The organism is Pseudoalteromonas spongiae UST010723-006 (assembly GCF_000238255.3).
GTDB classification, from domain to species: Bacteria; Pseudomonadota; Gammaproteobacteria; order Enterobacterales; family Alteromonadaceae; genus Pseudoalteromonas; species Pseudoalteromonas spongiae.
The window spans coordinates 1342939-1355406 of the sequence record NZ_CP011039.1 but is presented as its reverse complement, the minus strand read 5'-3'; the positions used below and the strand labels follow the sequence as shown (position 1 = coordinate 1355406).

At 40.0% G+C, this 12468-nt stretch carries 10 protein-coding genes and 1 tRNA gene; 5 read left to right on the top strand and 6 right to left on the bottom strand.

All coding sequences use genetic code 11. The features are described 5' to 3' along the window. Positions 1-54 precede the first annotated feature (54 nt). Positions 55-2850 (bottom strand): TonB-dependent receptor, encoded by a 2796-nt coding sequence (locus PSPO_RS06370; RefSeq protein WP_010560270.1) that lies wholly within the window; start codon positions 2848-2850, stop codon positions 55-57. A 646-nt stretch (positions 2851-3496) separates the two neighbouring features. Between PSPO_RS06370 and PSPO_RS06365 the strand changes: the two genes are divergently transcribed. Beyond that, the gene (locus PSPO_RS06365) at positions 3497-5107 is read left to right on the top strand and encodes an alpha-glucosidase (protein WP_010560271.1); all 1611 of its coding nucleotides are present in this window, start codon (positions 3497-3499) and stop codon (positions 5105-5107) included. A 109-nt stretch (positions 5108-5216) separates the two neighbouring features. Here the strand turns inward: PSPO_RS06365 and PSPO_RS06360 are convergent, their stop codons facing one another. From PSPO_RS06360 to PSPO_RS06345, 4 genes are all read right to left on the bottom strand, one after another. After that, positions 5217-5615: an FAD synthase family protein gene (locus PSPO_RS06360; protein ID WP_010560272.1), complete on the bottom strand. Its 399-nt coding sequence runs from the start codon at positions 5613-5615 to the stop codon at positions 5217-5219. 122 nt (positions 5616-5737) lie between these two features. Further along, entirely contained in the window at positions 5738-6811 is a 1074-nt protein-coding gene (locus PSPO_RS06355) for a CDP-glycerol glycerophosphotransferase family protein (protein ID WP_010560273.1), read from the bottom strand. A gap of 68 nt (positions 6812-6879) precedes the next feature. Next, on the bottom strand, positions 6880-7929 hold the full coding sequence (locus PSPO_RS06350) for a CDP-glycerol--glycerophosphate glycerophosphotransferase (RefSeq protein ID WP_010560274.1): 1050 nt from the start codon (positions 7927-7929) through the stop codon (positions 6880-6882). A 45-nt stretch (positions 7930-7974) separates the two neighbouring features. After that, positions 7975-9264 carry an NCS2 family permease gene (locus PSPO_RS06345; RefSeq protein WP_010560275.1) on the bottom strand — a complete coding sequence of 430 codons (1290 nt, stop codon included), beginning with the start codon at positions 9262-9264 and terminating at the stop codon, positions 7975-7977. Between the two features lie 297 nt (positions 9265-9561). On the opposite strand from PSPO_RS06345, the gene PSPO_RS06340 reads away from it, so the two are divergent. The 3 genes from PSPO_RS06340 to PSPO_RS06330 all read left to right on the top strand — a co-directional run bounded on the left by PSPO_RS06340 (position 9562) and on the right by PSPO_RS06330 (position 11042). Beyond that, complete coding sequence (locus tag PSPO_RS06340) at positions 9562-10032, top strand: tetratricopeptide repeat protein (protein ID WP_010560276.1); 471 nt, start codon at positions 9562-9564, stop codon at positions 10030-10032. A gap of 83 nt (positions 10033-10115) precedes the next feature. Continuing rightward, entirely contained in the window at positions 10116-10553 is a 438-nt protein-coding gene (locus PSPO_RS06335) for a SulA-like leucine-rich domain-containing protein (protein ID WP_010560277.1), read from the top strand. Positions 10554-10583: 30 nt separating this feature from the next. Continuing rightward, on the top strand, positions 10584-11042 hold the full coding sequence (locus PSPO_RS06330) for a YchJ family protein (RefSeq protein ID WP_010560278.1): 459 nt from the start codon (positions 10584-10586) through the stop codon (positions 11040-11042). Positions 11043-11522: 480 nt separating this feature from the next. On the opposite strand, the gene PSPO_RS06325 is transcribed toward PSPO_RS06330, so the two are convergent. Continuing rightward, the gene (locus PSPO_RS06325) at positions 11523-12032 is read right to left on the bottom strand and encodes a VC2046/SO_2500 family protein (RefSeq protein ID WP_010560279.1); all 510 of its coding nucleotides are present in this window, start codon (positions 12030-12032) and stop codon (positions 11523-11525) included. Positions 12033-12144: 112 nt separating this feature from the next. Between PSPO_RS06325 and PSPO_RS06320 the strand changes: the two genes are divergently transcribed. Then, positions 12145-12229 (top strand) — tRNA-Tyr (locus PSPO_RS06320). Positions 12230-12468 lie beyond the last annotated feature (239 nt).

Sequence of the window (12468 nt, the reverse complement as noted above, 5' to 3'; positions counted from 1 at the left end):
GGTAACCTCAGATAAAAACAAAGCCCTTTTCAGGGCTTTGTTGCAACATTCAGGTTAGAACTGGTAGTTCACGCCTAGCAAGAAAGTGCGACCATAATCTTGGTAATCACGTACTTGCAATGCGTTATCACCTGATAACGAGATAAACGGTTCTTCAGTAATGTTTTGCACTTGGAAAGTCACCGTCATGCCCTCTAGACTCTTTAAGCCACTTTCAGAGAAGTCATAACCAATTTGTGCATCCCAAATCGTCTCGCCTTGAATATCAACTTGCTGTGAGTCAAAACCGCGGCCATAAACGTCACCTTTAAAGTCATCACGTTTACGCATGCTAGCACGCGCTTGGAAACCGTAATTTTCATAATAGAAAGTTAGATTTTGAATGCTCTTAGATAAACCTGGAATTTCATAATCGTTGCCATCTTGGTCAACCATGTCTGAGCTATTAACAGTATGGCTTGCAATTAAACCAAAACCATCCAGAGCATCAGCAAAGTAGTTAAATGGTAATGTGACTGAGAACTCAGCACCTTTAACCGTGCCGTCACCACCGTTTACTTTACCATTACCTGTACCATCTGGGTTAGCAGGTACTAGGCCTGTTGATGGATCTGCAACACCTGTCATATCGATTGAATAGCTACCATCAAAGATCCAGTCTTTTAAATCTTTATGATAAAGCGCGATAGCAAAATAACCTTCTGGGCTAAAGTAGTTTTCATAGCTTAGGTCAAAGTTAATTGCTTGGTACGGTTCAAGTGACGGGTTACCGCCATTCACTACCCAGTTACTACCATTTTCGTCTGGCTGCTGATTGTAAGTAGCATTAACCGAGGCATTCATTTCATCCATACGTGCACGTGAAATCGTCTTAGCAGCGCCAAAACGTACCGACTGTTCATCATCAATCGATAATGATAGGTTTAAGCTTGGTAATAGATGTGCGTAATCGTGTTCAATATGCGTTGGCGATGTAATAACTTTGCCGTCTTGTGTATTGAAAGCGTTACCTTTAGATTCTTGCTCAGTTTTAACATAGCGAAGACCTGCATTACCAGTTAACGGCATGCCTGCTAGTTCAGTATCAATGTTTGCTTTAACAAACGCACTGGTTAATTGCTCTTTAACCGTCCACGATTTAGTTGCGTGGCTTGGATCGGTTAAGCTTTCTGCCAGTAAATCGTAGTAACCATCTTCAACCATTGCGCGTGAGTTAAACGCAATCATGTCGCCCATGCCGATAAAATCAAGGTTTGCAGTACCTAAACGGTACTCTTCTGGCACCATCATCATACCTGGGTTATCTAACGAGAAGCTTGATACTGTTAAGAAGTAACCTTCAGAGCGCTTGGTTTTTTCACGCTCACTGTAAGACAAACCAAATTCAACAGACGTTACATAATCGTTTTCAATTACTTTAGTTGCAGCAAGGCGAAGTGCATTTAGCTCATCGTCAACTTCAGGGGTATTTAAAAAGCCGTCTTGCAATTGGTTTTCATATTCAGTACCAACAACGCCGTATTTTTCATTAAGTGCAGAACTCCAACCCCAAGAAAGTGGGCCGCCAAGTTGAATTAAATTATAGTCACTATAATCCAGCTCATGGCTAAAGGTTGCGCCTGTATTTCCAGAGTTAAATGCGTAACCTAGGTTATCTGCAACACCACGTGCATCGCCACGACCTGTTCCAGCATAACTTTCCATACTCCAGATTTCACGCTCAACACTTGAGTGACTTGCATCGAACTCAAGTGACCAAGAATCACTTAAGTCATATTCTAAATTAAAACCAAATGATGTAAGTTCAGCGCTGCGATCTTCGTAGTCGTTACGTACTACAACACGCTGCCCTTCAGTAATCGCTGATGTAACAAAGCCTGTTGCTGGATCTACAACTGCGTTATCCGCACTGATTGAACCCTGACCCCAAGCAAATGGCACTTCGATACCACGGAGAATTTTTTCATCTACGAAATCTACATATAAGCTATCAAATACCATACGTAGATTTTCGCTTGGTGCATATTCAATCACCGCCATAACTGAATCACGTTCTAAGGTAGATGAACGTACAAACGGCTTTGCACCACCTAAAATTGAATAGGTATTACCATCATCACCCGTGAATTCAGGGTAGCCCCAAGAGTTCCAACGCTTTTCTTGGTTTGGTGATGACATTGTATTAAATGCAACTGCCACACCTAGGGTGTTATCGGCAAATTGGTCAATGTAAGACAGTGTACCGCGAAAGCCATTATCATCAGCATCTGGATTTAATTTTTCAAAGCCCGTTTGCTCATACATGGCGTTAACTTTGATAACGCGCTCATCCATTGATAGCGGTTTAATTGTTTGCAAATCAATAACGCCAGCAAGGCCCGATGCTTCTAAATCGGCACTCGGCGTTTTATAAACTGTTACCGCGCTCATGATTTCTGATGGGTATAAATCTAATTCTGCACCGCGGTTATCGGTTATCGATACTTGTTCACGACCATTAAATGTTGTGCCAACATGGTCTTCACCAAAACCACGAATAGTAACGCGACTTGCGCGACCGTCTAAGCGCTGAGCGGCTAGACCCGGTAAGCGTGCAATTGATTCTGCAATTGAAGAGTCTGGTAATTTACCGATGTCTTCTGCTGATACTGATTCAACCACTTCTGGTGAAAAGCGCTTGGTGTTAATGGCTTTAACTAAACTTGCGCGAAAGCCTGTAACCTCAATAACCTCAACTTCTTTTTCTTGTTCTTTATCGTTGTTTTGGTTCTCTGCAGCATATAAGTTTGCAGAGCCTACACCTGCTGCGACCATTGCCAGCGTCAGCATACTTGGTTTGAAAATAGACATAAATTTTGTTCCCGATTGACTATTGCTAGTGCAAATCATGGTGCGAAATAACATCACTAAACGAATATAGCTTACTGACAGTATTTGTAGCAGTTGCACCAAATGAGTTCGCGTTTGTTGCCGACAGTGATAGTAACGCTATAAATTTAGCAACCACAACAAACTGCATACGTATTCAAATTTATGCAATGGCGCTTTTGGTTACAAATATTTTACATTTATTTTTTGTTATAGATTGATTAATAAGTGTTTTTTAAAAGTAACATCAAACAAAACGTTAACTTAAAGAAAATGACATAAAACCATCACAAATACGGGCTAATTCAGTGCAAATTCAGCACAAACTGAGTATAACCTGCACTTAAAAGGTGCAATACAAAACCAATGATAAATTGGTATTACCAATTTAAGGCATTATTTTAGTACATTTTAACAATAAATATTAAAATTGGTTATTTAGTGTGACCAATAAATATCGTTCCAAAGACTTCTCTTCTTACAACTATTTTCACTGCATACGTATGTAGGCTTTTTACTCGCAGCCGCTATATGACGTAAGCTGACGGTTATTCGCAGTAAACAGATACTGCGAAATGGCAACGCAAACGTAAAAAAGCATTTAGCATCAGATAGTAATGAGAAAACGATGTCGAAACTAACAGCGCAACTAAATTGGTGGAAAGGCGCGGTAATTTACCAAATCTACCCACGCAGCTTTCAAGACACTACAAATAATGGTGTTGGCGATTTACAGGGAATAATAAAGCGACTTGATTATATTAAAGCGCTTGGTGTTGACGCTGTATGGATTTCGCCGTTTTTTAAGTCGCCAATGAAAGATTTTGGTTACGACATAAGCGACTATCGCGATATCGACCCATTATTTGGCTCTCTTGCTGATTTTGACGAACTCATCGCGCAAGCTCATCAACGCGATATTAAAATTGTGATTGACCAAGTATTGAGTCATACCTCAGATCAACACCCTTGGTTTATTGAGAGTCGTGAAAACAAAACAAACGATAAAGCCGACTGGTATGTGTGGGCTGATGCCAATGAAGATGGTTCACCACCAAATAACTGGTTATCAATTTTCGGCGGTTGTGCATGGCAATGGGAGCCGCGTCGCTGCCAATACTATTTACATAACTTTTTAACACAGCAGCCCGATTTAAACTTCCACAATGAAGATGTGCGCAATGCTGTATTAGATAACGTTGAGTTTTGGTTAGCTCGCGGTGTTGATGGCTTCCGTTTAGATGCTATTAACTTTTGTTATCACGACGCGCAACTGCGTGATAACCCTGCAAAGCCAAAGCATTTAAGGCAAGGTCGTGGGTTTAGTGAAGATAATCCATACGCATTTCAGTATCACTATTACAACAACACCCAGCCTGAAAACCTGGCATTTATGCAGGAAATTCGCACGCTAATGAACAAATACCCGGGCGCTGTGACCCTTGGTGAAATTTCATCTGAAGATTCACTTGCCACCATGAATGAGTACACAGCAGGTGGCGACAAACTGCACATGGGTTACAGTTTTGAGCTATTAACAAAAGACTACAGCCCAAGTTACATTCGAAACACAGTTGAAACCCTTGAATCGCAAATGACTGAAGGCTGGCCATGTTGGGCATTTAGCAATCACGATGTAGAACGCGTTTCATCGCGTTGGAGCAAGAACGGTATTGTTAATCATGAGCAAGTAAAAATGCTACATGCGTTACTTGCAAGTTTGCGTGGCAGTGTGTGTTTGTACCAAGGTGAAGAATTAGGTTTAGGTGAAGCTGAAATCACCTTTGAGCAATTACAAGACCCTTACGGCATTACCTTCTGGCCAAACTTTAAAGGTCGTGATGGCTGTCGTACGCCATTGCCTTGGCAGCGTGAAGATGAATTCGGTGGTTTCTCAACTGTTGAACCTTGGTTACCTGTGGTTGACGCGCATAAAGATGTCGCAATTGACGCACAACAAGCTGACGAAACTTCTGCGCTAGTACATTGCCAACAATTTTTAGCTTGGCGCAAGCAACATGATGCGCTGCTTTTTGGTGACATTAAATTTACGCAAAGCGACGAACATATTTTAGGCTTTGAGCGTAGCTATAACGGCAAAACATTAGTCTGTTATTTCAACCTAGGCGAACATAGCCAAACGGTTGACGTACAAGGTAAAGTAATTAAATCACACCAGTATGAGAGCGCGACATTAAGTGGCTTTGGCTATGTGATATTTGCAAAAGAGGACGTGTAAAAGTTACTAACGCAGGGTAAATGGAATTACCATTTTAACTAATCGAAAGAATTACATATTGTTCTTCCCATGTGAACGTAAGGCTAGCCCATCTGGGTTAGCCTTTTTTTTAGCGTTCAGTTGCACGAACAACTTCAATAATTTCTGTTGTGGAAATAGAGGGAGTACGAGGTAGGTAAACCACTTCACATTGTGATTTATAGTTATCAAACTTTCCTTGCCAATCATCACCCATGACTAAGACATCTGCTTCAAACTGTTCGATGTAGTCGCCTTTTAGCTCTAAAGACTCTTCAAAAAATACTTCATCAACAAACTGTAATGACGAGATAATTTTTTTGCGGTCTTCTTGAGAGTAAATAGGGTTACGGCCTTTTTTTGAATAGTTAAGGGCATCAGATGAGACGCCCACGATTAAATAATCTCCAAATTCACGGGCGCGTTCTAAAATTCGTACATGGCCAACATGGAAAACATCAAACGTGCCGAAAGTAATTACTCTTTTCATTAAATTGCAATAGTTCTGTGGTATGTGCTTGGCGCGTACTATACCACGAGTAAGGCGCAAGGTTGACCGTATAATTACAAATAGCCACAAATACAAACCGCTGAGCTGAGATTTGCGGAAAGCTATGAATGCTTTAATAGGTAATCAACAATACGCTTGGCACACTGCCCGTCAACTTTCCCCACATATTCTTCAGTAACTTGCGCTCTAATATTTTGTTTTGCTTTTGAGTTATCAACCGCATTTTTTACGCACTGTGTAAGTGCTTTATAATTTTCCGCTCGTTCGCACAATTGATGAAATACCTCAATGCTTTCATCAATGCGTTTTTTAAATCGATAAGAGAAAATACCTCGGTAACTCCAGCGTAATTTGTAAAAATCACACCAAATAACCGGTTTATCTAGCGCTGCAAATTCAAATATTGCCGACGATGCATCTGATAACATAACATCTGAAATTGCCATAAATTCGAGTAAATTGAATTCATCAACACCTGCTAAATACACATTGTCTTGCTTAGCCCAATTTTCTAACAAGGCTTTTTGCTTTTTATAACGCGGTTTTGTCAGTGAGAAAAAATGTGGCTTTAAGATAATATTGTAATTTTCAAAGTCACTTGGAAATGATTTGGCAAACAGTTCTATCGAGCTGGGATAAAAAGTAGGTGCGTAGAGTAAGGTTGGTTTAGATTCATCTAAGCCGAGAGATGCAAGAGTACGCGTAGTCGATGTGCGATTGATAGCAGGATCCAGCTTTGCATAGCCACTATCTACAAAATTACCATTGGGAAACATGGCTTGAAGATTACTCAGGCGCTTTTCACCTTCAACAAATCGCACAGTGGTTGGATTTTTAGATACATCATAATAACAACTTTTCGGGCCGACACCATGTTGCATCAATACGGTTTTACTCACTGTATGGAGCTGTTCTAAATCTGCAACGGCATTGCCAAAGACTAACCAATCTGCTTTTTGCGCTAAGTAATGGGCTAACGCATCTTGCCAATTGTGTACAATTTTGATAGTTAACTGTGTCTCGTTTAATGCGCTCTCGATAATGCGGTTTAAATCTTCGTCGTCAGTTTTGTAGCCAACCAATTCAATTTCTGTGTTGTGCGCTTTGAGTGCATCAATTACCGGTAAATACTGCGGTAAATAATACAGATGTTGAATATCAAAAATAACCTTCATTGAACTGCCTAAACGATTTATGTGACATTTTTATGATCTCACAAAAACTTAACATCAGGCAAAGTTTTTTAATTGAATTTCCAGTATTTGAGCTTTTTTCTTAGCTTAAAATTGCGAATAAAGTTAAGTGGTTTAGTTTTTTCAACAGTAAGTTCACCCAGTAATACTTTCTCAACCGCATCCAGTACTCGGCCACTCGATTGCCCATCGCGATACGGATGCAATTGCTTTATATACTCGCCAATCTGCTGAGTAAGGTCGTGTGGAGATTGCAATGCATATGACAGCTTTTCTTCAAGTAAATTAGGCTCAGTGAAATTAACCATATACGGTTTAGGATCAATATTGTTAAACGTTACGACCGGTTTATTTTGCACTAAAAACATTTGAATCACTGACGATGTATCGCACAACATCACATCAGCCTGTTTAAGCAGCGGTAATACATTATCGGTTTCAACAAACTGTAAATGTTCGCTTTCAAGGGATTTATATTGCTCAACAATATGTTTTGGCATTTTAGGATGAAATTGCACTAGCCATTGCCACTTTCCCGTTGTGCTAAGTTTTTTAACTTGCTCGAACAAATGCGGTGCACACGTTAAATTGCGAGAAAACGTCGAGCACATTAACACCGTTTTCTTACTTTTATTGGCTGTCGGCTCGGTTAGCGTGTCAGTAAATAATGGATCAAGCGTAGGCCAGCCTGTTTCGACCACATTAAAATAGCCATGTTGTTTGGCAAGCAGCTTGAACGGTTCGGTAGTATCTGGTCCTTGGGTGCAATATAAATCAAAGCATTGACGAATATTGAAATGGTCATTGTTACCGCGTCTATTTAACTTACCCGCGTTAAAACCATGGAACACCGCCACTTTAACGCCTGGGAAAAAGCGCGGTACCGTATTACCAGGAACAAATACCGCATCTGGATTAAATGCTTTTACTGCATCAACTGATTTAAGTACCTGCTCATCTTCTTTTAAATAGTTCGCATTAACTTCATTACCCCACAAGAACCAAGCAACCTCGCCACCGCGGCGCCAAATTTCTTGCTGTAACGGGCGTAAAATCGCATAACTGTAATTTTGAGAGATAAAGAAAAGGTACTTACGCATAAATAATCCGTTGTGTTAAAGGCGCAAACAGCGCCCCGTTTATTTTTATAGTAGAGCGAACTTAACCACAAAGAGAATAGATAACACCCAAACGCTAATGCTCACTTCTTCTGCGCGATTGCACATTACTTTTACTGCTGTGTAAGCAATGAAACCTAATGCAATACCGTGCGCTATCGAAAACGTAAGCGGTGTCATTAATAATACAACGGCCACAGGCACGGCTTCTGTCATATCATCCCAATCAATCAGTTTTAAGTTTTGTAACATTAATACAGCAACATATAAAATTGCGCCAGCTGTGGCGTAAGCCGGTACCATGGCCGCAAGCGGTGCAAAGAACAGCATTAATAAAAAGCAGATACCAACAACAACAGCTGTTAAACCTGTTTTGCCGCCAACCGATACCCCAGCAACAGATTCAATATAAGAAGTCGTTGTTGATGTACCTAACGTTGCGCCCGCGATCGTTGCACAACTATCTGCACTAAGAGCGCGGCCCATACGTGGAATATTGCCTTTTTCATCAGCAATACCGGCTTTTTGTGACACCGCAACAAGTGTGCCTGAGGTATCAAATAAGTCGACAAAAAGGAAAGCAAAAATCACACTAAGCATTGAAAGCTCTAGTGCGCTGGCAAAGTCCAATTCCATCCAGGTCGGTGCAAGTGATGGTGGCATTGAAACAATGCCGTTGTATTCAACTAAGCCAAATGCTAACGCGATAGCGGTGACACCTAAAATACTAAACAGCACGCCACTTTTAATATCTCGGTATAAAAGCGCTGCGATAAAAAAGAAACTAATAATTGCAAGTAACGGGCCCGCTTGGGTTATATCACCAAGCTGTACCAAGGTTTCAGGGCTTGCCACAATAATACCCGAGTTTTTAAGGGCGATTAACGCTAAGAATGCACCAATACCGGTGGCAATTGCGCGCTTTAAAACAAGAGGAATGGCATTAATAATCCACTCACGCACTTTAAATAAACTTAACAGTAAAAAGATAATGCCAGAGAAAAACACCGCGGCAAGTGCACTTTGCCAGCTGTAGCCCATACCTAGCACTACGCCATATGTGAAAAATGCGTTAAGCCCCATGCCTGGTGCCAGTGCGATTGGGTAATTGGCCCAAAACCCCATAATAAAACAACCAATTGCTGCGGCTAAACAGGTGGCTACAAATGCTGCGCCTTGGTCTATGCCTGCTTCGGTTAACATTGCAGGGTTTACAAATACTATGTACACCATAGTGACAAATGTGGTGATGCCAGCGATCACTTCACGTTTAACCGTACTGCCCTGTTGGTTAATTTTAAAAAGTTGCTCAAACATGATTTCGTTACTGTGTCTTAAGGGGGCGATGATCATACCAGTGACACAGCAAAAATTAAATTTTTAAGTCATTTCGAAATGAAATTAAGTGAAAAAAACAAAAGCTTCTAAACTTAGGGTAATTCATCACGCTTAGATTGAGATAAACGTTCACCATGCAACGTAATTTTAAAGGTGCCAGATCAACGTCTGGTCACTCGTAATTTTATTTAAACACGTTTTAATCGGAACGTTTCTAACAATCACCGTAAAAAAATTATTAACCTTGTCTTAGGTTGATTAGCAATAAGGAAGCATATGTCCGACGAAAATAATTCCATTGAAGTAGATTCATTAACAATAGAGGAAGTAGAACACCTTATTCTTTCTACATTACTTGCGATCAAAAAAGAACTAACTCAAAAAGCCCACACCATTGTAGAGCAAGATGCCGAACGTTTGTTTGCAACCTCAGTCACCATGTCAAAAGCCAAAAATGATGTTGGTGCTGCCAAATATATGCGTTTCGCTGCCCTGCAAGGTCATGTAAAAGCGCAGTTTTATTTAGGCATGATGTTCGCAAAAGGTGCCGGATTACCGCAAAGCGTGTATCACGCATATACCTGGTTATACCTAGCTGAAAGCCAAGGCTCGATAGAAGCGGTAGAGGCAATTGGTAAGCTACAGCCGCTACTCCAAGCAAAACAAATCACCGATGCAAAAAAGCAAGCTGCTGATTTATATGAGAATATTAATGACGCAATAATCCAATCTGAAAAAATTGTGTAAAAAATAGCAAAAAGTGCTTGAAACAAAATACTGTATAAACTACTGTATAGATAATTCCACTGTATATTTAAACAGGTATCGTTATGTTACAAGCTCAACACCTTTCATCACAGCACGCTGTACAGGTTTCAACACAAGATACAGACAAGCTGAAAGTTATTAATGTGCAAGATGACATTCAAGAAACATTGGCACTTATTGAAATACTGCAAAAGCATACCTGCGAAAATAAATGGACACTGCTGCTTGCACCCGATGCAGTGCCAAGTAAAACCCTGTTAGAAAGTTTATCTATCGACCACAGCAAACTGCTTATTATTCGCCAGCGTCATCTTATTAATATTGAATACGTGGTTAATTCTGCGCTAAAAAATGGCAATTTTGGTGCAGTTGTATCGTGGACAAATATGCTTGATGAAGTAACACTTAGTTCACTCTATGCAAACCAAACAGAGTTTAATGGCTATTTTTACCACTTTGCAGCTAGCAAAGGTGTGACGGCAAACCCTACTCTCTGCTAAAATGCTGGTTTTGAAAAACGAAATCTATTTATGTGTTACTGTGGAACAGCACAAGCATTTGAGCAATGTTGTGCACCCATCATCAATGGTGAAAAAAAAGCAGATAATGCAGAGCAGCTAATGCGCTCTCGCTATTCTGCATACTGTGTAAATAACAGTGAATATATTCATAACACCTATGCACTGACTAAACGTGCCGAAAACAGTGTTAGAGAAATAAAGTTATTTGCTGAACTTGCTGATTTTATAAAACTTACGGTGAATAGTTTTAATGAGCAAGGCAATTCAGCCCAAGTGCATTTTAAAGCAGAGTATATTTGCGACGGCTACTACTGCCAGCTTGAAGAAGTATCAAACTTTGTTATTGAAGAAGATCAATGGCGCTATTTAGATGGCACCCTTACCCCTCATAACGAAACTAAGCTAGGCAGAAACGATACCTGTCCATGTGATAGTGGTAAAAAGTTTAAAAAGTGTCATGGTAGCTAAGTAAGCCTTAATCACTTTTTAAATCTATATTCCATTAGCATAAGCAACATTGTCTTAGCCTATCACCAAAATTAAAACGTTGACTGAAAGTTTTAATAGGGTGGCCCAATTAGATAGAGCGCCCTATTTCTCAACCCCATCTATCAATACCAAAATACCCATTTTTTAGATATATTCAGATAATGCACATGGATGATAATAATTGAGTTTCGCGATAAGTTTTTATGCAGTTTTTTCCGCTTAACTTTTCCTTTTGGCTAAATTACGAACAAAAAGCAAAACATTTAGCCCACACATTAAGCCACTACCCGACCAACGACCACTCACATAACGCATTTTGAAAAAAGACATAAACACGTCAAATATATATTTAATGGCAAGCACGCTAATAACTGCCGCTATTTATACAAAGATTAACGTTACGAAAGATTCAGTAAGTATTTAACAAAAGAGCCGTGTGAGCCGCTACGGCCAGCTTAACTAAGCGACAGAAGCGAAGCTGTACTCTTGGCTCTTTTCAATACTTTGATAGAAATTGTCGATATCCATTTCGTTATTGTTAAGTCCCACTTGTTTAGCACTGTGCAACTTCTTTTGCACCGCAGGCGGACAATTATCAACAACTAGGGGAGGAATATAGTTTTTATCATTCTTACAAGTGAAAGGTTCGGGCTTTAAACATTCATTAAATTGAATCGCGATTAACCCTTGGTTTTCTAACAATGTACGATTGTGTTCGCCAAGCAAGCCGTTAAACGGTTCACTTGCTAATGGCTTTTTCGGGCCTGCTGCGACCTTCGCGTATGAAAGAACCGGATCCGCAGTCGGTGACTTTTCGCTTTTTATTAGCTGAAATTGCGAAAACTCCGTTGCGTCATTACTTAATAAAGAAAGTAAAAGTGCAAAATCAGAATGGCGCTGCTCTTTAACACTGTGAGAAAGTTGCTCTCCAAGTTGCGCTTCATGTGTGATGATTTGTTCGATTTGCATCTTTAATAGTCAATCTGATTGATAACAAAGCTGTTATCGACAAAATTAAAAAAAACTTTAGCTTTAACCTTTACTTAATTTTTTAGTTTGTTAATATTCGCCTCGTTCTCGTGGAGGGGTTCCCGAGCGGCCAAAGGGATCAGACTGTAAATCTGACGGCATTGCCTTCGATGGTTCGAATCCGTCCCCCTCCACCACTTCTCTTTTATTCCAAGTTCCAAATTCCAAATTCCAAATTCCAAATTCCAAATTCCAAATTCCAAAAAGTGAAATGTTATCTGGTGCTAAGTCAAACTATTTATCTTATTGATACTCACTTAGCGATTAATTACATACCTATAATTTAAATTTCAACACACAAAATACACTGACCAACTCGTTATCAAAAATGCCTGTATTCACAACGCGTAAAATAACGCTCGATTACGTTAACAAA